Source organism: Microcoleus sp. B7-D4 (assembly GCF_036705125.1).
Classification (GTDB): domain Bacteria; phylum Cyanobacteriota; class Cyanobacteriia; order Cyanobacteriales; family Microcoleaceae; genus Microcoleus.
In genome coordinates this window covers 36,439-60,413 of sequence record NZ_JAUBTT010000055.1, presented here as the reverse complement: position 1 = coordinate 60,413, position 23,975 = coordinate 36,439, and the positions used below count along the sequence as shown (strand labels likewise).

Genomic DNA, 23,975 nt, shown 5'->3' with positions numbered 1-23,975 from the left:
CTTCTGCCTCCTGCCTCCTGCCTCCTGCCTCAAAACTCCAATTTCTAGCGGAGGGCTGCAAAGGTGAGATGCTCCCAGCAAATATCGCGTTCAGCAAAAACTATGAAATTTAAACCTCTCTACTACTGGAACAATCAAACAGGATTGCGTCAAGTTAAAATCCTAGCAACCATCTTTTTTGTATTAGTTTTAACTTTTAGCATAATTCGCTACGAAAGCTTCTTATCCACCTACGATCACGGTCTATTTAACCAAGTATTTTGGAATAGCATACACGGTCGATTTTTTCAAAGTTCAATGTCCTCAGCCGCCTCCAGCGCTTCGCTGATGGACAGACAACTTTCCTACCCATTTTACATTCATTTAGGGCAACACTTCGTCATCGATTTTCTAATTTGGATGCCTATTTATGCCTTATTTCCATCTCCCATTACCCTGATAGTGTTGCAAGTTTCTTTAATTGCCGCAGCCGGAATAGTGCTGTATTTCTTAGCAAGACACTATCTATCAGTTCCCCTGTCGGTAATGATAGTAGCCAGCTATTACGGAGCAAATGGTGTCATCGGGCCGACGCTGGGAAATTTTTACGAACACTGCCAAATTCCTCTATTTATATTTAGCTTGCTCCTCGCATTAGAAAAGCAGCGCTGGCCGCTATTTTGGCTGTTCGCAGTTTTAACATTAGGCACTCGCGAAGATGCTGGAATTAGCTTGTTTGGCATCGGAGCGTATTTAATTGTCAGTCGGCGCTACCCCCGCGTCGGCATAGCTTTGTGCGCTATCAGCTTTAGCTACGTGGTGTTCATAACTAATACAATCATGCCGATGTTTTCGGTTGACAATTCCCGCTTGTACTTAGCTAATTACTTTAGAAAATTTGTCAAAACCGAGAACCCGTCAACACTAGAACTGCTTTGGGCGATTATTAGTCAACCTCATCTTATAATAGAAGTATTTTTCAAAGATGCAAGTAGGCGAATTTTATATCTTTTAGGTCATTGGTTGCCGCTAGCATTTGTACCTGTAATCACTCCTAGCGCCTGGTTAATGACTGTTTTTCCTTTACTGGTTCTGTTGCTGCAAGTTGTTAATCAGGCAGCTACTTCTATCAACACCCGCTACACCTTTGCTGTAATTCCGGGGTTATTTTACGGTACAATCCTGTGGTGGTCGCAACATCAAGATAAATTCAAACCCAGGTTCCACCGCTTCTGGATTGGATGTATCGGTCTGTCAATACTGCTTACGTACACTTCCAATCCGAATCGAGCTTTGTATTTCATCTCTCCTTATTCTTTTCAACCTTGGGTTTATCAATCTTTGCCGGCTCAACTCGGACACGCGGCTAATCTCAAAAAAGTCTTAAGTTTGATTCCCCAAGATGCTAGCGTTTCTACCAGCGGTTATATCGTTTCCCACCTTTCGGACCGCCGGAACATCATCCGTTTAGAAGTGATGCAGATGAAAGACGAAGAGGGAAAAGTAGTCGATGTCGATTATGCGCTGTTAGATTTGTGGCAGTTGCAGCAAAACAATTTAAAAGTTCCCGTTGACAGAGGTAGAGTTCGGGGGGGAGTGCGTTTTACCGATGAAGCTCTACGGCGAGGTTTGTACGGAATTGCTGAAGTATTGGACGGAGTTGTTTTAGTTCAAAAAGGCATAACTTCTAAGCCAGAAGTTTTGTCTGCTTGGTCGAAATTGCGGCAAGAAATCGAACCGTTGATGAAATAGTCGAAAGTCAAGGATCGAGCAGGCAGTTGCGATCGCCCCCTGAGAGTAAAATCAAGTAAAATTGCAAGTATTGGTCGATCGACCCCTGTTACTCGACTATATTTGCATTAAAGGTTTGCTATACTCCAGAAACAGACACATATTAACCTTTGGAAAATCAATAGGCCGGAGCTATGACATCCTATGCAACCTCTACAGCAAGAGCCGAGATGAGTGAGATCCGGCGCTTGAAAAACATACTGCCCCCAGAACTCCAAAGTTGGGTAACAGTAGAAAAAACAATAGAAGTTAATCCTACCCTGATCCGCAGCGAAGAAATAGGCAAAGACCAGGTAGAAATCCAAATAGACCTGATCCGCTGGGAACAGCTAGCAATGGATCAGCGCAACCTCCTATTTTGGCACGAAGTCGCCAGAATCCAAAACGACACCATTCCCAGAGACGGTTGGGAAATGGCAGCCCTCGCCATTGGTTTAGGCGGCGCCGTCGGCGAACTTTGGGTGCAAGACGGCTTGCTGCTGTTACTGGCCCTATCCCTGTGCGGCGTCTCCGGCTGGAGACTTTTCCAAAAAAACAACGGAGAGAAAAGTTTAAAAGAAGCAATAGACGCCGACGAAAAAGCCCTCGCCCTAGCCACCCGCTTCGGCTACACTCTCCCAAACGCCTACAAAAGCCTCGGCAGCGCCTTAAAAACCTTAATCGAGCAAACCTCCAAAAAACAGCAGCGGGCTAAATACGAAGCTCGTCTGCAGGCCCTCAAACGCAACGCAGCCAAAGCCAAAGCCAAAGTCAAACCCATCACCCGCGAAACATCCCAGTCAGAAAACGTCTACAATTCTTAACCTCATCCCCCGACGCTTGGTACGGGGTTTTCCAGTTAACGGTTAACTGTTGACTTCTGTGTTAGCTGTTAACTGTTAACTGCGATAGTTATCCGGTGCAAGAGAGGCACGAAAATTATTAACGACAAGATTAATGGGCCTGAATCCACAAAAATCTTGATTCCGATGTCAAAGTTTGACAGCGACTGCGTTCAAAAATCTTTGGGCCAAAACTGGCAAAAATAGACTTATAGCGGTTCTCAAGCGTGGTGAGGTATGCCCTATGCCCTATGCCCACGGAGGCCTATGCCCTATGCCCACGGAGGCCTATGCCCTATGCCCATGAGTACCTCATATGAGAGCTCGAAAGGCTATAAGTCTATTTTTGCCTTTGATATCATTCTCGGCGGGCGACTTGGCAGGCGTTTTTGTAAAGTTTGTATAAAGCTAGCCTTTTGTTAACCATAATATTTGGTAAAGGTGGATCTGCTAGGACAGAATAGGCTAAAGACATCAGCTTGAAATTTGAAACCAGGACTTCATGGTCAGTCAAACCCCAGAGGCAGATTTTCGGGTAACGTACTCGGACGAGATTCCCTCAGTTCACATACCCGTGCGCTTGAGCGTACTTGAAGCCGTAAACTTCAAGACAACCTGCCAGCAACTTTTTTCGGGAAGCACCGTTCCCAGCAAGATTGTCCTAGACTTTAGTCAGACGACATTCATCGACAGTAGCGGGATCGGTGCTTTAGTCAGCAATCTGAAATTTGCCAAACAGCGTGGCAGCGACTTGGTGCTCCGAAGTCTCAAGCCACAGGTGATGGCAGTATTTGCTCTCACCAGCCTAGATCAAGTGCTGACGATCGAGCAGCCCTCTGCAACCTCAACTCCCACAGAGACCAACCCCTCGGACAATCACCTACCGATGACCCACCCTTCAGTGCAATCGTGGGTGAAGCGGCTGATAGACATTGTTGGGGCAATCGTCGGTTTGGTGATTACAGGAATTTTGCTTGTACCCATAGCTGCAGCCATCACTATCAACGATCCAGGCCCGATATTTTTCGGTCAAACCCGCTGTGGCTGGATGGGCAGACAATTTCGGATTTGGAAATTTCGATCGATGTGTACCAACGCCGAAGCCATGAAAGACCAAATCAAAAACCAAGCTTCTGGCGCATTTTTCAAAAATGACAACGACCCGCGGATTACCAAAGTCGGGCGCATCTTACGCAAAACCAGCCTCGACGAACTGCCGCAGTTTTGGAACGTGCTCAAAGGCGAAATGAGTCTAGTCGGCACTAGACCGCCTACCCCAGACGAAGTTGAGCGCTACGAAGTCCCTCAGTGGCAGCGTTTGGATGTCAAACCCGGGATGACCGGGGAATGGCAAGTCAACGGTCGCTCTCAAGTCCGCGATTTTGAAGATGTCATCCGTTTAGATTTAAAATACCAACAAAACTGGAGCCTGGTGTATGACTTGAAACTAATTGTTAAAACTGTAACAGTCCTTTTTAACAAAAATAGTGGCGCTGTGTAGGAGCCCTCAACAACCCAGCCCTGAACTTTCAGGTGCTGTTGCCGACGGGCGGCGGGAACTCAAACTTGATACTTAGTCAAGCAGACGATCGCTAGCAATACCTACGTTAGCATTAAGTGTTAAAATTCACACGCCCAGAAAATGCACAGCTAGTTGCCAGCTCTGCAATCAGAGCATTAATAATTAGCAATTAGCCAGTTCCAGTCATACTCAAATGCTCCCAGCATGATTTTCGAGGACGAGAAGAACTCACCTGTGTTTAGAAAAGTAGCGACTGCTAACACGGTCGAAGCTTAAATCACTGCCTCGCAAGCTGACTCGGAAATTTTCCCTATTTAAACGCCCTACCGAGGCGGCTTACAGTATCGGAAGTCTCTCATTTGCTGTGCGAGTAAATGGTGCGAAAGGAATGCTCACCTTGAGGCAAAACGGGCTTCTTCAACTCAAGCTTGACTTAACTAATATGTTGCCAAGACCTTGCCCTCCTTTTTCTCTCCCTCCGGCGCTGAGTACAGCGGTGGTGGGGGCCGACCTGGGGGAAGAAAGATGAAAGACAAGCAACCAAAGGCCGAGTGGCACCTGCAGGTTGAAACAGACCTGAATGCTTTAACATCCGTTTTGGAATGGTTGGAGAATATCGTTTTGCCAATGATACCAGCGGATTTCTGGTGGCAGTGTCGGCTGATAATCAACGAAGGCTTTACAAACGCTGTCCGCCACGCTCACCAGAACTTGCCCCCCACGACGCCCATAGACATTGAGGTAAAAGTGTTTGCCGATTACTTAGAAATTAGGATTTGGGACAGGGGTCAACCCTTCAACTTAGAAGCAAAGCTGCACTCGATCATGCAAGAGCAGCGCGATCCTTTGGACAGAGACGGAGAAAGGGGACTGGTGTTCATGTACAAGCTCACAGACGAGCTTCGGTATATCCGTACCGACGATCGCCGCAACTGCCTGGTAATGCGAAAAAACATTAGCTGAGGGCGCGATACCCGCCCGGTAAGGGCGGCTTCTTTCCCAAGCAGTGAAAGATCCCTCGCCCCTTATTGTCCTACCCGGAACCCAACCACATCCTCTGCAATTCTGCGGGTGCAGGCTCGATGCAAGCGGCTGCAGGACAATTTGCTTCAAAATAAATATTATGCGTATTCTAATTTATTCCTATAACTATTATCCAGAGCCGATCGGCATTGCCCCCCTGATGACAGAACTAGCGCAAGGCCTAGTCAAGCGCGGGCACCAAGTCCGAGTCGTCACAGGAATGCCCAACTATCCCCAGCGCCGGATTTATCCGCCATATGAGGGCCAATTTTACCTTACCGAAGAACACAACGGCGTCACAATTCAGCGCAGCTATCTGCGCGTCAACGGCCCCCACCCCAGCCTCCTAGACCGACTTGTGCTAGACGGCAGTTTTGTTGTCTCCAGCGCCGTCCAAGCCTTCAGAGGCTGGCGTCCCGACGTGATTTTCTCGACAATGCCCCCTTTACCGATTTGCGTCCCAGTCGCCTTTTACGGCTGGATTCGCGCTTGCCCGATCGTCCTCAACGTTCAGGATATCGTCTCAGAAGCAGCCGTGCGCGTCGGCTTGGTCAAAAAAAACGGACTGCTAGTTCGCATTGCTGACGCTTTGGAAAAATTGGCATACTGCACAGCCAGCCAAGTCAGCGTCATCGACAGCGGTTTTGTCAAAAAATTGCACTCTCAGGGAGTACCCCCGGAAAAAATAGTTTGCGTTCCCAATTGGGTTGATGTCAATTTCATTCGGCCGTTACCCAAGGAAAGTAACTCATTTCGAGAAACTCACAAACTCAAGGGCAAATTTGTCGTTCTCTATGCTGGCAATATTGCCCTAACTCAAGGCTTGCAAACAGTTGTCCAAGCAGCGGCTCGTTTGAAACACATACCCGAAATCGCTTTTGTAATTGTGGGGGAATCAACAGCCTTGGCGCGCTTGCAACAAGATTGCGAAACTTACAAAGCTAATAATGTAATGCTGCTACCATTTGAACCGCGAGAAAAATTGCCAGAATTGTTAGCTGCTGCTGATGTTAGTTTAGTTGTACAAAAGCGCCGCGTTACTAACTTCAATATGCCTTCAAAAATTCAAGTAATTCTCGCCAGCGGCAGGGCTATTTTGGCGTCGGTTCCCGAAACTGGTACTGCCCACAAAGCTGTGCAGCAAAGCGGTGGCGGGGTGGTGGTAGCGCCGGAAGATCCGGAGGCTTTGGCGGAGGCTGTTGAGGATTTGTACCTGCACCCTGCTAAGGTGGATGCGTTGGGCGAACAAGGCAGAAGTTATGCTGTAGAGAATTACGGATTTGAGGAAGCTTTGAATCATTATGAAGCTTTATTTGCGGCGGTTGCAGCAAGTCATGGTGATAAGCTGTTGCAGCCTTTGCCGAAATAATAAGCTCATTAGGTTAGTGAGTACCGACCTTTATTTGTTTCTTGGTGAAACCGAATCTTAAGAGTTATAATGTATTTACTGTATTTAAAGAGCGAGTAATATTTAACTATTTTTACAATGCCTGCCAAAGACACCTATCACAATGCAGTTAAAAATGCCCTGCTAAAAGATGGTTGGATAATTACGGCTGACCCGTACTTCATCAAATATGAGGATGCGGAGTTGTATGCCGATATATAGCAATCCTAAATCAGTTGTAAAAATATGTAGGGGTAGTGCTACCCCTACTCCCCGTGCCTACCCCACCCAAGGCGGGGCAACCACGGGGGGTTTGCCCCTACAATAATTACACAAATCATTTAGGATTGCTATAGCAGCAGAAAAGCCGATCGCCGCAGAACGCCAAGGACAAAAAATAGTTGTTGAAATTAAAAGCTTTATTGGGCGATCGCTAATGTATGATTTTCACGGGGCACTCGGTCAATACATTGTCTACCGAAATCTGATTCAACTCACGGCTCCAGAATACAGGCTCTATTTGGCAATTGATGATATTGTATACCAAGATTTTTTTAAACGCAAGTCTATCCAAGTAATTACTAATGAAAATCAGGTTTTGTTAATGGTAGTTGAAATGGCAAAGGAGGAAATTCTGGAATGGATAAATTAGAATACTATCGCAATACAATTAAACAAATATTGACTGGATATTATGAAATGACAGTCAAAGGGGCGATCGCACTAGATGAATTAGAGCCAGAGCATCGTCTAGCATTTGACGAAGAACGAGATCACTATCTATGGTTTCATTCGGGCTGGGATGGCAAAAAACGGCTCCGCCACATTACCATGTATCTTCGGATTAAAGATGGTAAAATTTGGGTGGAAGAAGATTGGACGGATTTGTGCGTAGTTGATGATTTACTAGCAGCAGGAATTTCTAATGGCGATATTGTTTTGGGGTTTCATCATCCTAGCAAAAGACCTTTGACAGAATTTGCCACAGTTTGATGAAAGACAAAAATTTATAGCCTCATTTCACTCCCCCTGGCAAATGAGGGTAGTTAAGAGATGTTAAATAGTCATGCTTTAATGCAGTCGAGGTGGGATAATAATGCTCAGCATTAATGAGAGCGGGATACCTTGTCCTAATTCAAATTGAGTGTAAAGGCTATGGGCCCTAATGAAGCTGATACTTGTCGCAAATATGTTCTGCCAAAACTTCAAGAATGGGATACACAACCTCACTTTTTGACAGAACAATACTATATTGATGCAGGGCGAATTTTGACTACAGGAGGAAAAGTCCGCCGTCGCAAACGGAAATTTGCCGATTATCTTCTGTGTTACACTCGCGACTTCCCTCTAGCTGTTGTTGAAGCCAAACGTAAATATAAACACGCTCAAGACGGGCTTCAACAAGCTAAAGATTACGCCGAACTTTTAGGACTAAAGTTTGCTTATTCGACGAATGGGCAAAGCATTTATGAATTTGACTATACGACTGGGTTAATTACTCAAATGGACTCATTTCCCAGTCCTAATGAGTTATGGGTAAGGTTGAAACAATTCGAGGGATTGAGCGATGAAGTAGCAGAGGAACTGCTGACACCCTTTGATTTTACGGGTGGGAAAATCCCTCGTTATTACCAGCGCACCGCCATTCACCGAGCCCTCAAAGCTATCCTCAGCCGCCAAAAACGCTTGCTGCTAACCCTCGCCACTGGAACGGGCAAAACTACTGTTGCATTTCAAATCTGCCAAATGTTGTGGAATCTTGGCTGGAATGCAACCGACGAACACCGCAAACCCAGGATTCTATTTTTAGCAGACCGGAATATTCTAGTAGATGACCCGATGCTCAAAGACTTCTCGGCTTTTCCAGAGGATATTATTCATAAAATCCAAGGGGAAGCCGTCAAAAGCCGCGAAATTTATTTTGCTATTTACCAGGCAATTGCTAAAGATAAAAATCACCCTGGTTTGTATCGAGAATATAGCTCAGGTTTCTTTGATTTTATTGTGGTTGATGAGTGTCACCGGGGCAGTGCGCGGGATGATAGCAACTGGCGAGAAATTCTTGAATATTTCCAACCGGCTTACCAGTTAGGGCTAACTGCTACACCCTTACGCGATGACAATGTTGATACTTACCAATATTTCAGCAATCCACTTTATACATACTCCTTAGCCCAAGGTATTGAAGATGGATTTTTAGCACCTTATCGGGTGCATCGTGTAAGTACCAGTTACGATGCTTTGGGGTGGCGACCTAACCCTGACGACATTGACCGCTACGGGCGTGCTATTCCAGATGAAGAGTACCAGACGGGAGATTTTGAGCGGGCCGTTTCTCTTAAAGTCAGGACAGGGGCGATCGCGCGACACATTACAGACTTCCTTAAGAAAACTGACCGTTTTGGCAAAACAATTGTGTTTTGTGTGGATGAAGAGCACGTTTTGGAAATGGTGGCAACGCTTAACAACCTCAACGCTGACTTGACGAAGCAATATCCTGATTACGTTTGCCGCGTCACTTCCGCCGCTGGGGATACGGGGAAATCGCAACTCTACAAATTTAAAGACGTACTCACCCAGACACCTGCGATCGCAGTGACTTCCCGGCTACTGACAACTGGTGTAGACATTCCCACCTGCAAAAACGTTGTCCTGGCGCGCGTCATTCGATCGATGACTGACTTTAAACAGGTCGTTGGGCGCGGCACCCGTGTAGATGAGGACAATGGCAAACTGTTCTTCAACATCCTTGACTACACCCATAGCACCCGCTTGTTTGCCGATCCAGGCTTTGACGGCGAACCCGCTTTGATTGAAACCGAAGCAATGAATGATCAAGGGCAAACAATTGAAGGTAGCCAGCAAGTCATAGAACCCGAAGTGGATGAAGTTGAATCTCTTGAAGGTGATGCCCCTCGCGGCTTTACTGGTGTGCCTGATGATGACGATAGACCACCACGCAAATACTACTTTGATGGGGGTCAGTGCGAAGTCATCGGCGAAGTAGTTTATGAACTCGACCCCAACGGTAATCGGCTTCGTTCCTTCAAGCTGGTAGACTATACCAAAGAACAAGTCCGTATCCTCTACCGATCTGCCCTGGAAATTCAGCAGCGGTGGGTAAATCCAGAGGAGCGATCGCAGATTATTGACCAGTTAGCAGACCGAGGCATTGACTTTGAGGACTTGAAAACCGTTACCAATCAGCCCGACGCAGACCCCTTTGATTTACTGTGTCACATTGCGTTTAATGCCCCGGTGATGACTTGCCAGCAACGAGCAGAACGGCTAAAACGTCAGAAAAAAGACTTTTTTGACCAATACAGCGCTGATGCTAAGGCAATCCTGGAAATTTTGCTTGACGGTTACGCTCAAGGTGGGCCGCAGCAGTTGGTAATGCCAGCATCTCTGAAGGTGAAAGCGGTTGAGAAGTATGGCAATGTGCGGGAAATTGCCGCTAAATTTGGGGGGGCAGATAAATTGAAGCAGGCAGTCGAGCAGTTACAAACTTTGTTATACACAGCTTAATTATTCATGGTCAAACGCACAAAAACAAACGGTGACAGTAAACCCGTTACCACTGCTCAACGTCTGGGGAGCGTGATTAAGTCTGCACGAGATATCATGCGGAAAGATAAGGGAATGAATGGGGAGTTAGACCGTTTGCCCCAATTTACTTGGATTCTTTTTCTTAAACTATTAGATGATGCCGAAAAAGTCAGAGAAGAAGAAGCCTTTTTAGAGGGAAAAGTTGATAAGTACAAACCGCTGATTGAATCGCCTTACCGCTGGCGAGATTGGGCTGCTGATGATGAAGGGATGAGCGGCGATGATTTGCTCAAATTCATTAACAATGATGAGGTAACGCTGCGGGACGGGACAAAAAGCCCTGGTTTGTTCGCTTATTTGCGGAGTCTTCAAAGCGCGACGGGGCGCGATCGCAAAGATGTTATTCGCCAAGTTTTTAACGATGTCACCAACCGCATGATTAGTGGTGCATTGCTGCGAGATGTGGTCAACAAGGTTAATGATATTCACTTCGATAACTCAGAAGAAGTGAACATCCTCAGCAACCTCTACGAGTCGATGCTCAAGGAGATGCGGGACGCTGCGGGCGATTCCGGCGAGTTTTACACACCCCGCCCCGTAGTGCGGTTTATGGTGAAAGTGCTTAACCCGCAACTGGGTGAAACCATCCATGACCCGGCTTGTGGCACGGCTGGGTTTTTGGTGGAAGCTTACGAACATCTCAAGGCACAATGTCAACCTAAAGATTGGGAGATTCTGCAATCAACTTTATCTGGAATTGAAGCCAAGCCCTTGCCATTTATGCTGGCTCAAATGAATTTACTATTGCACGGCGTTGAGTATCCAGACGTTGAGCGAAAAAATAGTTTAGCCAGAGCTATCAACCAGATTGGGGTTAAAGACCAAGTTGATATCATCCTGACTAATCCGCCCTTTGGTGGTGAAGAAGAGGAGACAATTAAAAAGAATTTCCCCCCGGAATTGCAGACATCGGAGACGACTCTGCTGTTCATTCAGTTAATTATGCGCTTGCTTAAGCAAAAACAGAAATCGGGACGGGCGGGAATCGTAGTCCCAAACGGTACTCTATTCGGGGATGGGATTTGTGCCAAAGTTAAGGAAAGGTTGCTAACTGATTTTAACCTGCACACGATTGTTAGATTACCAAATGGAGTCTTTGCACCTTATACGGGCATCCCAACCAATTTGTTATTTTTTGATGCTTCAGGGACGACAGAAGACATTTGGTATTATGAGTTAACTCTCGCAGACGGTCGCAAGAATTACAGCAAAACCAAACCAATTCAAGATGATGAGTTTAACGAGTGCTTAGGGTGGTGGAACAATCGCCAAGAAAGCGATCGCGCCTGGAAGTACAACTTTAGGGAAACTTACGACAAAGCCAAGACTGAAGCGCAGCCCCATTGGGATGCTGCTAGAGAATCTGAGACGATCGCCAACCAGTGCGCCAAAAAAGTCAAGGAGTTAGACGGGCAAATCCAAACGCTCAACGCCTCTATTCTTGACTTTGCTCCACCTGACCACATTAAAGCTCAGAAAGTACAAATTAAACTACTTAAGGACAAGCAAGCCGAAACGCGACAAGAGGAACAGCAGCAGCGCCAAATTTCTAAGGATTTTCAGGCTAAGGGTGATGCAATTTACTGGGCTATTTTCAACCTAGACAAGAAAAACCCTAAGGTTCTAGATGATTTTGAGCATTTACCGCCAGAGCAATTAGTTGCCGATATCTGGGTCAAAGAACAGCGGATTTTGGAGTTGCTTGCAGAAGTTCGTAAAGAGTTACAGAGAGGTTTAAAATGAAACAGTTGAGTGCATCTAAGGAACGAGCACTTAAAAATGCAGTGATTTTGGCAGCACAGTCTTTCGTCTTCCAAGCACTTACGCAGCATTATGGTCTTAGCCATCAACTCTTTAAATTTTGTACCAAAATAGGGAGTGGATCTACACCTAAAGGAGGGAAAGCTATTTATGTTTCTGATGGGATACCGTTTATAAGAAGCCTCAACGTTCGCCACTATGAGTTTAACGAGGAAAATTTGGCAAGAATTCCTCCTGAAATAAAAGAAGCAATGTCAGGAACGTGTGTTTTACCTGGTGACGTTTACTTAAATATTACTGGAGCCTCAATAGGTCGTTCTTGCTGTGCTCCAGAAAAACAATGTCCTGCAAATGTCAGCCAGCACGTCTGTATTATACGTCCAATTAAAGAGCTTTTAGACTCTCGCTTTTTGATGTACTGGCTCAATGACAGTGCTACTCAAGAAGAAATTAATACGATTCAGAAAGGCGCAACTCGACAAGCTCTTACAAAACGGCAAATTGAAAACTTTAGACTTCCTGCAGTTCCCCTTAGCGAACAAAAAGAAGTAGCCGCGTTTCTTGAAGCCGTGAGACTCAGAAAAAATTATCGTGAAATTAAGCTGCCATTGCATCTTCAGCATATTGCCCCTGCTATCGCACGGATAGAGGAACTAGCAGCTAAGGTAGAGGAGGCGCGGGGGTTGCGGCGGCAGAGTGCTGAGGAGGCTGATGGTCTACTTAAAACAACCATTTCTAATCTTTTTTTGAAGGGGGCAAAAGAGGGCTGGACGGGAGGAAGGCTCGGAGATTATGTCTTAGATGATTGCTATGGCACTTCTGAGAGAACAACTGAGGATGAATCCGGAACGCCTATTCTAAGAATGGGGAACATTCAAAATGGCTGCTTAGACTTACGCGATTTAAAATATTTTCATTTAGCCGAAAAGGAACGCCAAAAGTTATTACTTAAAAAAGGTGATATTTTAGTAAATAGGACGAATAGTGCTGAACTTGTCGGAAAATGCGCTGTTTTTGATATTGAAGGTGAATATGCTTTTGCTTCTTACATTATTCGTCTGCGTCTTGATCTTGAACGAGCCGATCCCAGACTGGTTGCTGCATACATCAATTCCCCCGCTGGACGTACCTACAGCAATTTCCAGGTTTATGGAGTACGGTTGCAAGGGTTTGTCAACCAGTTTGGTAAGTGCTTGGGATTAAGGTGTACTTTATTTGCCTGGAATCTGCTGTATATGTTTAGCGAACGCAAACAAATGACTGGTCAAGCTAACGTTAATGCTACTCAATTAAAAGCTTTACCAATTGCTCTCCCCCCCCTTTCCGAACAACGTCGCATCGTCGCCTACCTCAACAACCTGCAATCAAAAGTAAACTCCCTCAAGCGTCTGCAAACCGAAACTGCTGCCGAACTGGATGCCCTGCTGCCATCTATCCTCGACAAAGCATTTAAGGGGGAACTGTGAAACTAGCTAGCAGTGAAGGTTTATTGATACGATCGCCCCTTGCAGATCCAATTACTTCAATAAAAGGCAGATTCAACAGCATTAATATCAAATTAGCCTAATCCGATATAAACGCCTCAGTATCTACCACCACTGCTGCATGAGTTGGGCCTTCTCATAATTCAACCAAATTAACTAAATTTCGGTTGTTGTCGATCGATAGTCTACCTACTTAACTATTTTGCTTCAAAAGAGCCGATCGCAACCCCGAACAACAGCACCGCAGTACCTACCAATATCGCCGGCCTCGGCACTTCCCCAAGCACCAAATAACCCATACAAGCAGCCGATCGAAACAAAACGCTAAAATAGTAGCTCATACAATTTCGGAGTTAATATTTGACACTTGCACCCGCGCGCGAAAACGTCCTAGCTTGGCTCTCTGAGCGCGTTCCTGCTGCCCGCATCAAACACATCCTCGGAGTCGAACAGGTAGCAGGTGACTTGGCTCGCCATTACGGTCTCGACGAAGCAAAAGCCCGATCGGCCGGTTTGTTGCACGATTTGGCAAAATACTTCAAACCTCAACTGCTGCTGCAAATGGCCCAGAAGGAAGGTTTAGAGTTAGACTCAGTGTTGGAAGCACACCCGCATTTGCTGCACGCAGACGCGAGCGCGATCGTCGCCAGAGACGAATTCGGGGTGGTCGATCGAGAAATTTTGGACGCAATCGCCAATCACACCCTCGGCAGACCAAACATGAGCCAGCTCAGTTGTACCGTATTCATAGCAGATACCATAGAGCCAAGCCGCGGCAACACAGCCCAACTAGAAGCACTGCGCGAGGCAAGCTTGCAAAATCTTTATGCAGCCGTGTGGCAAACTAGCGATTATTCTCTTAAATATTTGCTAGAAACTCGCTGCTACATCCACCCCCGCACCGTACTTACGCGGAATTGGGCGCTGCAAATGGCCCGCGAATCGCCGGAAACAGGAAATTCGACGGAGAAGTCGATCGAACAAATCACAAGTTAAAAGTAAAATTTACCAGAAATCCTGTCCTTACTTTTGGCTTCAACCTAACTCCTATTTCCCGTCTCAAACTGCCAACAACCGATCGCGAAAACGCACCGATTCCCCCTTACCCTATCAATTAGGAAATTAAACACTTAATGTCTGATCTAACTCAACTCCAATACTCCAGGGCCCAGTCTACAACAACCGACGGCACCTCCTCAGACGAAGCTCGTGGCCTGATCATGACCGTTGCCCAAGCAGCCGATGACCGCAAAGCAGTAGATATTGTATTGCTCCGCGTGTCAGAAGTATGCTTTTTGGCAGACTACTTTGCGATCGTCACCGGATTTTCCAACGTGCAGGTACGAGCCATCTGCCAAGCGATAGCAGACCAAGTTGAAGAAGAGTGGCAACGCTTGCCACTGCGTACACAAGGGCTATCAGACGCTAGTTGGGTCGTCATGGACTACGGCGACGCGATCGTTCACATTTTGAAGCCTCAAGAGCGGGAGTTCTACAATTTAGAAGCGTTCTGGGGACACGCCGAACGCATTGACTTTTCCCCCACGCCGTGAGGATGGCTAATGTGAAAAACGTTTCAGCTTCTATTTGTCCCGTTCCGCAAGAACAGCGACCGATAAATGAATACCAAGAACTTAAAGAATCCTGGTTTTTTAGCTGGGTAACACTCAATTGGCCCGGATACCTGGCAAAACTAGCTTGGGTGTGGGCTTGGAGTTGCTTGGTATCGGTGCCGATAGCTGCTTCTAGCTTTGCTCCTGTCAAGTATCCAGCTCAGTTTGTCCTGTGCGGTGCCGCAGGTGCCGGTTTTATTCTAGGATTAGCTTTGCTGCGACTCTACTTGGGTTGGTTCTACGTGCGATCGCGCCTTTCAAATCCCACGGTCGTCTACGAAGAGTCTGGCTGGTACGATTGTCAATCTTGGCCTAAAACTCCCGAAGTTTTGCTTCAAGACCAGTTGATTGTCAACTACCAACTAGAACCAATTCTCAGGCGTCTGCGGCAGACATTTTATGGTTTGACAGTGTTGCTGGTTGCCGGGGGACTAACTTGGAGTTGTTTGTAATCGGGAAGGGAAGGGAGTTTTGAGTTTTGAGATTGCCGCCCACAGCCAACGCCGGCACACTCCCGTGCATGAGTCAGAAACGATCGCAGAAAGATTAACTTTATAACTCGTAACTGGCAGCTCGCAACTCAAAACTTCCACCGGCCTCAATCTAAAATCTAAAATCTAAAATCTAAAATTGATATGACAAGGGGAAAACGAACCCAAGCTCCCGAACTGGAAGTCACACTGCTGCGCGAAGGTATTGTGGAATCGAGGCACCGCGCCCAGGCCGCTGTCTGCGATAACCGCGGGCGCGTTCTGTCCGTTGCTGGTAACTCCGAAACGGCCTCATTTGTCCGTTCTTCACTCAAGCCTTTTCAAGCTTTGGCGGTGACGGGGACTGGCACTTTAGAACGCTACGAATTGACCGATCGAGATTTAGCGATTATTTGCAGTTCCCATCAAGGTACGATCGAGCAATCGCGCCAGGTATTTAACGTCCTGTGGCGCTGCGACATTGACCCCTCTAAACTTCAATGCCCCATTCCCGAAGGCAAAAAGAGCGCCCTGCAATACAATTGCTCCGGGAAACACGCCGGAATGCTGGCTGTCTGTCAGCAACTGCACTGGCCTCTGGACACTTATTTACGCCGCAAACATCCTGTCCAGCAGCTTATTTTAGGCAAAGTGGCTGACTTGCTGGCAATGCCTGCCGAAGAGTTTATCAGCGCTCGTGACGACTGCGGCGCTCCTACCTATCTGTTGCAGTTGGGGCAAATGGCGTCTTTGTACGCTCAGTTAGCCTCCGGCAACAATGTGGATATGGAGCGGATTGTCCGCGCTATGACTCATCACCCGATGATGGTTGCGGGTGAGGGCAAATTTGACACGGAACTGATGCGCTTGACTCAAGGGGAATTGGTGAGCAAGTCCGGCGCCGAAGGGGTGCAGTGCATTGGCCGCGTTGGTGAAGGCATGGGCTTGGCAATTAAGGTGACGGATGGAGGAAAGCGTGCTCAATTTGCTGTGGCGATTCACTTGCTCAAGCAGTTGGGGTGGATTACTCCGACGATCGCCGAAACTCTGGCGGAGACTTACCTCACTCTCAGTGAGTTCAAGCGCTTGGAGGTAATCGGGGAAGTTTCGATGCTTTAGGGCGATCGAGACTCGCTCGCCGATTTCAGCAACCCCTCCCACAATCTAAAAAGTTTTTTTGATGGAGGGGTTGCAATTTTCAGAAAGATATGTTTATATTAGTAAAGAGACAAAAAGCGACGCGGGATAGAGCAGCCTGGTAGCTCGTCGGGCTCATAACCCGAAGGTCAGTGGTTCAAATCCACTTCCCGCCACCAAATTCAAGCGAACCCTGTAATCGTTAAGGTTTCAGGGTTTTGTTTTTGGAAACCACTAAAGAGAGATAAAGCGACGCGGGATAGAGCAGCCTGGTAGCTCGTCGGGCTCATAACCCGAAGGTCAGTGGTTCAAATCCACTTCCCGCCACCAACTTAAATAAGACAAGCCCCGGCATCCTAAAAGTTGCTGGGGTTTGTTTTATGCCGTCTGTTTGATGCCGTCTGCGATCGCATCTTCGACAGATTGAAAGCAGTTTATTTTAGGCGGCAACAAAAATGAGGACACAGCAGTGCTGTGTCCCTACTGTATATTTGTATTTTTCTAATTGAGACAAAATAAGACCAACCCTCAACCTAAACACTCAACCCTATACTTTCCGACGACCGTTTGTGCAAGCTTTATTTGTTAAAAAATTGCAATCCGATATCCATATTTTTTAACTCAGGATTGTGAACTACCAGACGCTGACCACTTAAGTGGTACAGCGCTGGCTTCCTGATTCAACGGGGCGGGGCGTCCCACAAAACCGAAGTTTTACCAGATCGACTTACATCCCCTCCACAGGCAGAAGCGCTAGTTCCTAACGCCAAAATCCGCAAGGCTTCATTTCTAATATTGGTTGCCGCGTTTACGTCACGATCGTGGTGAGTACCACAATGCTGACAACTCCATGCTCTAATATCAAGAGTGAGATTCTCAACTCGATTTAGACATACATGGCAAGTTTTAGAACTCGGAAACCATCTATCGATTTCGACATATTGCTTTCCTTCGCTCTGGGACTTGTACTTGAGCATGGTACAAAACATACCCCAGCCAGCATCACTAATAGCTTTGGCTAGATTATGATTCTTTACCATGCCTTTGATGTTGAGATTTTCCACTGCAATAACTTGGTTTTCGTTAACTATCTTGCGGGATAGCTTTTGTAGAAAATCTTCCCGGCATCGGGCAATCTTGGAGTGAACTTTTGCCACCGCCCGTCTTGCCTTTTTCCTGTTTTGACTGCCTTTCTTTTTGCGAGAAAGCTTTTGCTGCTTACGTTTTAGGTTCCGCTGACGTTTAACAAAATGCTTGGGATTGCCAAACTTAGAACCATCACTGGTAATCGCAAAATGAGTCAACCCGACATCAATGCCAATAGCTTTACCTGCTGGGACGGATTCAGGCTTTTCTTTCCCGTCGTCAGTCAAAACAGAAATAAAGTGTTTGCCGTCTGGGTTACGAGACACGGTAACGGTCTTGATGTCGCCCTCGAAATCACGGTGCCGCCGACAGAAAACTAAACCAATTTTAGGTAAATTAATATAGTCACCGTCAAATTTGACATTTTGAGGATAACTGATCGACTGCCTGTCGTGCTTGGCTTTGAATTTGGGTGGCATCGCCCTCTTGTCAAAGAAGTTTTTGTAGGCAGTAGATAAATTCAATGCAACGACCTGCAAGCATTGAGAATAGGGTTCTTTCAACCATTCGTATTCTTTCTTGAGTGCAGGGAGCAAACCTTGTATGTATGCTCTCGATAGTCCTTTCCCGGTATTCTTGTAAGTTTCTTGACACAGATTCAAAGCATAATTCCAGAACCATCTCGCACAGCCAAAAGACTTTGCCAGCAAGACATCTTGCTCATCTGTGGGATAAATTCTGTACTTGTAAGCTTTATACATTTATCAGGAGTGCAGAATACCGGTAAAAATATCATACGCGCACAAAAACGATATTGATTCGCTGTCGCTCAATTTATTTTCTGACTCATTTTCATCCCGACGCTCACCTTCGGTAGAGCGCGGGACTTCCCATTCGCATTAGTTAAATTGCTAAGTTGGCTGAGCTTCCATCCAATCAAAAATCAGGTTTAATTGTTCCAGTGTTACTAACCCGTACTGCCACAGAACCATCGGCAGTTCGCTGGCATCTTGTTCACCGTGTCGGAGAGCAACGGCGATCGCAGAATTCGATATTGCCAACTCTCCCCGCAAATAATCGATCAGTTGAGCCTTTCTCATCACCTTCACCGCCTGTTTTATGCGCTATTGTAAAGATATGTAGCTAATCAGTCTGTATCGGAAGTTTAATTGGTCTAATCTTAGGTTCACAAAAAAGAACCCAGTGTGATGGAAACCGCACAAAACTTGTGATAAAACTCAGATAAAAAAGCGATCCCAGTCACAAGAACTGGGAGAATCAAAAATAGGGTTCCGCGATCGCTCGCTTCAAATGAATTCATTTAAAATTGCTAAAGTCCTAGCAGAAGCTGAACTCCCGCTTCTGTACCGCTGTCGGTTTGTTTTGGAGGTAAAGGATTTCCTTGACGCTGGGCGTCCGAAGGAGTAGTAATAAATTCCAATGGGCCCTCGATTTTGAGGCGAAATGTGTCGCCCAAGCTTCTTTCCCTTCTAGCAGAATTAGCCGCCGTTTCTGGTTCACTAATCAAGTTTTGGTAGTCCGAGTCTAAGGTTCTGTCCTCCACAGTCCTCAACGAGTCGCCTGATAAAGTCGTTTCCGAATATTGGGGCGCTGGTTGCAGTCTTTGTTGCGCGAGAACCGCCGGCGTCAAACCGATAAAAATTGAGCTCAGTCCGAGAGCAGTGCCAAGAGTAGCAATAACTGCGTTCATCATCCATGCCTCCGCTAGTTGCATCCTACTATGCTGATTGTACCCAGTCGCAATTAAGTTGTACTCTATCAAAAGTAGCTGCTTGTGGAGATATCAATTGCAGTTGCTGTGAAAACTTATAACTTTGGATACCGTTATCGGAAAAATAAAACTGACGCAGCCACCGGGTTGAAACGCCAAAATACGTCATTTCAGGCACGAGTCAACCAAAAACTCGATTGGTTTGATTAGCGCGCGTCAGGAGTGGAAAAATAGTTAGTGCTGGACGCACGGGCGGCGATCCATCGGTTGTTTTTCACGAAAATAGTTCGTTGCAGACCGCCAAAACGCTAAAAAAACCTGGTTTGAGATACCTGTTCAAAAAAAAATGCAACGGCCGGCAAATTCTAAACCCTTACAGAACCAGTCTTTCTGAATTCTTTAATTCTGGAATCTCAAATCTATAATAGTATGAGCGTGTAGAGTGAGTCCAGGATTGATACGCATTCATCTCGATTGCCCCTGTTCTCAAAGCGGACGATCGCGCTAAGATGGCGGTGGCAGTCGTTAAAAATTCAGTTGCCAGCGACCAATTCCGAACTCTTAACAGCACTTGGCCTACTAAAACCATCTCAACTTCAAAACCGGCGCTCATCAGGCTGTACTTTACCGAAATGTTCGGGGTTCGTAATATTTCTGCTTCATCATGCCAATCAGATATTTGACCGACCAAATTTTAAAAATGTCAGGCAAAGTGCCAATTCGCATCGTCCTTGTTGTGCCTTTTGCCCTCCAGACTTTCGCGGCGGTAGGGTTGACGGGGTGGCTGTCGCTGCGGAACGGGCGCATAGCCGTCAACGATGTGGCCGCACAACTGCGGACAGAAGTCACATCGCGTATCCAGCAACATATTAATAGTTATATTGAAACGCCACACCAAATCAATCAGCTCAATCTCGATGCCATCCGTCTCGGCATTGTGAACCTGCAGGATAGTGAGAGTTTGCAACGCTACTTCTACAAACAAATCAAAATTTTTGATAAAATTAGCTACATTCAATTCGCATCCGAAGAAAAAGATTTTATTGGAGTTGAACGCCTCGACGACGGCAAGTTGCAAGTTCAGATTTCTAATCCATCTACTGGCTATAATTTGCATAGCTACGCGCTGTCCGAGTTCGAGGAACCAACCAAGCTATTAAAAACTACTCTCAACTACGACCCCCGTGTCCGACCTTGGTACATAGCTCCGGTGCGCGCAGGCAAACCGACTTGGAGTAAAATCTATAATTTTTTTGACGCTCCAAAACTAGCGATTACGGCTGCTCAACCAGTTTATGGCGATGATGGTAAACTGATTGGCATCCTGGGTTCTGACTTGGCCCTTGCCAAGCTCAATCAATTCTTGGAAACTCTAAAAATTGGGAAATCAGGACAGACTTTTATTGTAGAAAGGTCTGGGCAATTGGTGGCAAATTCTACTAGGGAACCGCCATTTATTGTTAGCAATGGTGTTGCGAAACGGATTGTGGCAACGAGCAGCAAGAATGTTCTCATTCGATCGACCGCCCGCTATTTGACAGAACACTTCGGGGATTTGCACAAAATTGACAGATCTCGCCAGTTAGATTTTACGATCGACGGTCAACGGCAATTTCTACAGGTGACGCCGCTTTTAGACAGCAGGGGCCTCGACTGGTTGATTGTGGTGACGGTTCCTGAAGCCGATTTTATGGAAAGGATTCATGCCAACACTCGGTATACTGTGGTGATGTGTCTGGGTGCTTTGGTGCTGGCAACGGCGATTGGCGCTCTGACTTCTAGGTGGATTGTTGTACCGATTCGGCGTCTGAGCAAGGCTGCGGAGGCTTTGTCCCGGGGAGAATGGGACGGGATGGTGGTAGATTCCCGGTTGATGGCGTCTGTAAACCGGGAGGATGAGGTGGGTGTCCTGGCTCGCTCTTTTAATATGATGGCCGCTCAATTGGAAGAGTCGTTTACTACTCTCGAAGATCGGGTACAATCTGCGATCGCCGACAAAAATGAATTAATTATTTCTCTGAAAAACTCGCAGCAAAAACTGGCTCTCCATCTTCACCAAACTCCTTTGGGAGCGATTGAATGGAATCTAAACTTTGAAGTAGCGGAATGGAATTTGTCAGCGGAAAGAATTTTTGGATACAACCGCTTGGAAGCAATGGGATGCCACGGAGTCGATCTCATAGTTCCTGAAAGTGCTAAGGAGTATGTCAGGCAACTATCTATAACTTTGCTGACTAATACAGGAGGAGTTACCAGCCTTAACGAGAACATCAGAAAAGACGGCAAAATAATTCTGTGCGAGTGGTACAATACGACTTTGGTTGATGCTGACGGCAGCATCATTGGGGTGGCATCGCTGATTCAGGATGTGACTGAATTTCACAGTGCTGTGGAGAAGTTGCGGGCTAGCGAGGAGCGGTTTCGCCAGTTGGCAGAAAATATTCATGAGGTATTTTGGATTAGAGAACCCAATCAAAAACAGCTAGTTTATGTGAGCCCTGCTTGCGAAAAAATATGGAATTTGAGCTGTCAGAGTTTGCAGTCAGAACCGGAGGCTTTTTGGGATGCTATTCACCCGGAGGATGTCGATCGCGTCAAGGCTGCTTTTGAGAAACAGGTGCGGGGCGATTATGATGAGGAGTATCGGGTAGTGCGATCCCCTACGGGGGCTACGCCAACGGACGGTTCAGTTTGCTGGGTGCGCGATCGGGCTTTTCCAGTCCGCAGCCAAACCGGAGAAATTTACCGCATTGTCGGTATTGCTGAAGATATTACCCAGCGAAAATTAGCAGAAGAATTCCAAAAAGTAGCTCAAACTGCTCAAGCAGCAAACCAAGCCAAAAGCGCCTTTTTAGCTAATATGAGCCACGAATTGCGAACTCCCCTCAACGCGATTATTGGTTACAGCGATATGCTCAAAGAAGACGCCGAGGATTTAGGCTGCGAAGATTTTATTCCCGACTTACAAAAAATTCAAACAGCGGGGAAACACTTGCTATCTTTAATTAGCGACATTCTAGATATTTCTAAGATTGAAGCGGGGCGGATGGAACTTTACTTAGAAACTTTCAACCCGGTTAATTTAATTGACGAGGTAGTTTCTACTGTCAAACCCTTGGTAGATAAAAATTCTAATAAGTTTGAAGTTGATTGTGCTGACGACTTGGGAATGATGTATGCGGACATTACCAAAACTCGTCAAATATTGCTCAACCTGCTGAGCAATGCAGCCAAATTTACGGAACATGGCACTATTAGCCTCTGTATTGAAAGAGTTAAACATGACAGCTTAACCACTCAAGAAATAGGAGAACCTTCCGACTCAATAATTTTCCGGGTAGCTGATACGGGCATTGGGATTCCCCCCGAACAATTGCAGCATTTATTTCAAGCATTTATGCAGGGCGACGCATCAACTACCCGCAAGTATGGCGGCACGGGTTTGGGATTGACTATTAGTCGTCACTTTTGCGTGATGATGGGTGGCGATATGCACGTTGAAAGCGAGTTAGGTTGCGGTTCGGTTTTTACTGTGTGCTTGCCGGCCCGCGTTGAATTATTGGTCAGCAGTTAGTCTTGCTATCCGGGACGCAATTGTTATATCATTTCCGGTAACACCGGAATGATGTTGACAGTTGACAGTTGACTGTTGACGCCGTGAACAGTCAACTGTCAACGCCGTGAACACTGAACTCGAATTTACTATTCCGATGCTAACGGATTTGATCTTACACAAGAAACCAGGTTTATTGACAAAAAACCTACGCTTTTAGATAATTTATGAGCAATAAACCAAGGTGATGATAGGATGCAGCCTCAGTCTTATTCTAGTTAATTCGCCGTTTCTGCCGCCCCAAAAGTTGAGCTGTTAATACGCCGCCGACAAAGCCAAAGAAATGCGCTTGCCAGGAAACTCCCGGCTGCGACGGCAAAACTCCCCAAATTAAACTGCCGTAGAAGAAACCGACAATTAAAGATACCAAAATAGATGTAAAGCTGCGTTCAAAATAGCCCCGTAGCAGCAAGAAGCCGAAGTAACCAAAGATTAATCCGCTGGCACCAATGTGAACGGAATTAGGCGCGCCAGTCAGCCAAACTCCGAATCCGCTGACTAGCACAGTGACGGCACTCACAATAAAAAAGTCGCTCATTTCTCGCAGCATTATCAACCAACCCAATGTCACAAAAGGGAGGGTATTGGCGGCTAAGTGAGCAAAACTGCCATGCAGAAAAGGCATCAACAGGATGCCTTGAAGTCCGTCGAGGCTGCGGGGGCGGACTCCGTAGGCATTCAGCCTGCCTCGGAACAGGAATACATCGACAATTTCGATAATCCAGAGGAGGGAGACGAAGCCGCCGAGAATGGCGGCGTGGCTTTGCAATTCGCGGGTGATAGCTTTGGTTTCTGGGTTGCTCATGGGTGGTGAGGGCGGTGATACCGATTATTTCTAATTGTATGAGTTTCTGGGCGATCGCGAGCAAAGATTGTTGGGTCAAGGTTTCAGGGTTTTTTGCAGCAGAGCTTATTTAGAAATATTATAAGTTTTATTAAAAGTTCCG

At 46.4% G+C, this 23,975-nt stretch carries 22 protein-coding genes and 2 tRNA genes; 18 read left to right on the top strand and 6 right to left on the bottom strand.

The window, feature by feature from the left end:
• Window positions 1-102 precede the first annotated feature (102 nt).
• The 11 genes from QUB12_RS21925 (at window position 103) to QUB12_RS21875 (ending at window position 13,359) form a co-directional block, all read left to right on the top strand.
• Window positions 103-1,731: a DUF2079 domain-containing protein gene (locus QUB12_RS21925; RefSeq protein ID WP_333308396.1), complete on the top strand. Its 1,629-nt coding sequence runs from the start codon at window positions 103-105 to the stop codon at window positions 1,729-1,731.
• 173 nt (window positions 1,732-1,904) lie between these two features.
• Complete coding sequence (locus QUB12_RS21920; RefSeq protein ID WP_333109239.1) at window positions 1,905-2,573, top strand: DUF3318 domain-containing protein; 669 nt, start codon at window positions 1,905-1,907, stop codon at window positions 2,571-2,573.
• Between the two features lie 520 nt (window positions 2,574-3,093).
• On the top strand, window positions 3,094-4,092 hold the full coding sequence (locus QUB12_RS21915) for a sugar transferase (protein ID WP_333147316.1): 999 nt from the start codon (window positions 3,094-3,096) through the stop codon (window positions 4,090-4,092).
• Between the two features lie 546 nt (window positions 4,093-4,638).
• On the top strand, window positions 4,639-5,076 hold the full coding sequence (locus QUB12_RS21910) for an ATP-binding protein (RefSeq protein WP_333147319.1): 438 nt from the start codon (window positions 4,639-4,641) through the stop codon (window positions 5,074-5,076).
• Between the two features lie 160 nt (window positions 5,077-5,236).
• Window positions 5,237-6,505 carry a glycosyltransferase family 4 protein gene (locus tag QUB12_RS21905; RefSeq protein ID WP_333308394.1) on the top strand — a complete coding sequence of 423 codons (1,269 nt, stop codon included), beginning with the start codon at window positions 5,237-5,239 and terminating at the stop codon, window positions 6,503-6,505.
• Window positions 6,506-6,622: 117 nt separating this feature from the next.
• Window positions 6,623-6,745, top strand: a complete 123-nt coding sequence (locus QUB12_RS21900; RefSeq protein WP_333147323.1) for an element excision factor XisH family protein — start codon at window positions 6,623-6,625, stop codon at window positions 6,743-6,745.
• 124 nt (window positions 6,746-6,869) lie between these two features.
• Window positions 6,870-7,175: an element excision factor XisH family protein gene (locus tag QUB12_RS21895; protein WP_333147332.1), complete on the top strand. Its 306-nt coding sequence runs from the start codon at window positions 6,870-6,872 to the stop codon at window positions 7,173-7,175.
• Window positions 7,163-7,516, top strand: coding sequence for a XisI protein (locus tag QUB12_RS21890; RefSeq protein WP_333308392.1), 354 nt, complete (start codon window positions 7,163-7,165; stop codon window positions 7,514-7,516). The genes QUB12_RS21895 and QUB12_RS21890 overlap by 13 nt, the downstream gene beginning before the upstream one ends.
• Before the next feature lie 162 nt (window positions 7,517-7,678).
• Complete coding sequence (hsdR, locus tag QUB12_RS21885) at window positions 7,679-10,051, top strand: EcoAI/FtnUII family type I restriction enzme subunit R (RefSeq protein ID WP_333308391.1); 2,373 nt, start codon at window positions 7,679-7,681, stop codon at window positions 10,049-10,051.
• 6 nt (window positions 10,052-10,057) lie between these two features.
• Window positions 10,058-11,875 (top strand): class I SAM-dependent DNA methyltransferase, encoded by a 1,818-nt coding sequence (locus tag QUB12_RS21880; protein WP_333308389.1) that lies wholly within the window; start codon window positions 10,058-10,060, stop codon window positions 11,873-11,875.
• Entirely contained in the window at window positions 11,872-13,359 is a 1,488-nt protein-coding gene (locus QUB12_RS21875) for a restriction endonuclease subunit S (RefSeq protein ID WP_333308387.1), read from the top strand. Before QUB12_RS21880 ends, QUB12_RS21875 begins: the two co-directional genes overlap by 4 nt.
• Before the next feature lie 215 nt (window positions 13,360-13,574).
• Here QUB12_RS21875 and QUB12_RS21870 read toward each other — a convergent pair whose 3' ends face one another.
• Complete coding sequence (locus tag QUB12_RS21870) at window positions 13,575-13,718, bottom strand: hypothetical protein (protein ID WP_333308385.1); 144 nt, start codon at window positions 13,716-13,718, stop codon at window positions 13,575-13,577.
• A 19-nt stretch (window positions 13,719-13,737) separates the two neighbouring features.
• On the opposite strand from QUB12_RS21870, the gene yqeK reads away from it, so the two are divergent.
• The 6 genes from yqeK to QUB12_RS21840 all read left to right on the top strand — a co-directional run bounded on the left by yqeK (window position 13,738) and on the right by QUB12_RS21840 (window position 16,927).
• A complete protein-coding gene (gene yqeK / locus QUB12_RS21865) occupies window positions 13,738-14,373 on the top strand; it encodes a bis(5'-nucleosyl)-tetraphosphatase (symmetrical) YqeK (RefSeq protein WP_333308383.1) in 636 nt (211 codons plus the stop codon).
• Between the two features lie 137 nt (window positions 14,374-14,510).
• Window positions 14,511-14,930, top strand: a complete 420-nt coding sequence (gene rsfS, locus QUB12_RS21860; RefSeq protein WP_333308381.1) for a ribosome silencing factor — start codon at window positions 14,511-14,513, stop codon at window positions 14,928-14,930.
• Window positions 14,931-14,932: 2 nt separating this feature from the next.
• Window positions 14,933-15,442 (top strand): CGLD27 family protein, encoded by a 510-nt coding sequence (locus QUB12_RS21855; protein WP_333308379.1) that lies wholly within the window; start codon window positions 14,933-14,935, stop codon window positions 15,440-15,442.
• Between the two features lie 183 nt (window positions 15,443-15,625).
• Window positions 15,626-16,579 (top strand): asparaginase, encoded by a 954-nt coding sequence (locus QUB12_RS21850; RefSeq protein ID WP_333144243.1) that lies wholly within the window; start codon window positions 15,626-15,628, stop codon window positions 16,577-16,579.
• Between the two features lie 120 nt (window positions 16,580-16,699).
• Window positions 16,700-16,776, top strand: a tRNA-Met gene (locus QUB12_RS21845).
• A gap of 74 nt (window positions 16,777-16,850) precedes the next feature.
• Window positions 16,851-16,927: transfer RNA gene (locus tag QUB12_RS21840), tRNA-Met, on the top strand.
• A gap of 350 nt (window positions 16,928-17,277) precedes the next feature.
• Here QUB12_RS21840 and QUB12_RS21835 read toward each other — a convergent pair.
• The 4 genes from QUB12_RS21835 to QUB12_RS21820 form a co-directional block, all read right to left on the bottom strand.
• Window positions 17,278-18,444 carry an RNA-guided endonuclease TnpB family protein gene (locus tag QUB12_RS21835; RefSeq protein WP_333144244.1) on the bottom strand — a complete coding sequence of 389 codons (1,167 nt, stop codon included), beginning with the start codon at window positions 18,442-18,444 and terminating at the stop codon, window positions 17,278-17,280.
• Window positions 18,445-18,594: 150 nt separating this feature from the next.
• The gene (locus tag QUB12_RS21830) at window positions 18,595-18,783 is read right to left on the bottom strand and encodes a DUF2949 domain-containing protein (RefSeq protein ID WP_333056627.1); all 189 of its coding nucleotides are present in this window, start codon (window positions 18,781-18,783) and stop codon (window positions 18,595-18,597) included.
• A gap of 230 nt (window positions 18,784-19,013) precedes the next feature.
• Entirely contained in the window at window positions 19,014-19,397 is a 384-nt protein-coding gene (locus tag QUB12_RS21825; protein ID WP_333300828.1) for a hypothetical protein, read from the bottom strand.
• A 391-nt stretch (window positions 19,398-19,788) separates the two neighbouring features.
• On the bottom strand, window positions 19,789-20,028 hold the full coding sequence (locus QUB12_RS21820; RefSeq protein ID WP_333144246.1) for a hypothetical protein: 240 nt from the start codon (window positions 20,026-20,028) through the stop codon (window positions 19,789-19,791).
• Between the two features lie 87 nt (window positions 20,029-20,115).
• Here QUB12_RS21820 and QUB12_RS21815 point away from each other — a divergent pair, with 87 nt between their 5' ends.
• Window positions 20,116-22,989, top strand: coding sequence for a PAS domain S-box protein (locus QUB12_RS21815; protein WP_333308378.1), 2,874 nt, complete (start codon window positions 20,116-20,118; stop codon window positions 22,987-22,989).
• A gap of 253 nt (window positions 22,990-23,242) precedes the next feature.
• Here the strand turns inward: QUB12_RS21815 and QUB12_RS21810 are convergent, their stop codons facing one another.
• Window positions 23,243-23,833, bottom strand: a complete 591-nt coding sequence (locus QUB12_RS21810; RefSeq protein WP_333144248.1) for a rhomboid family intramembrane serine protease — start codon at window positions 23,831-23,833, stop codon at window positions 23,243-23,245.
• Window positions 23,834-23,975: the final 142 nt, after the last annotated feature.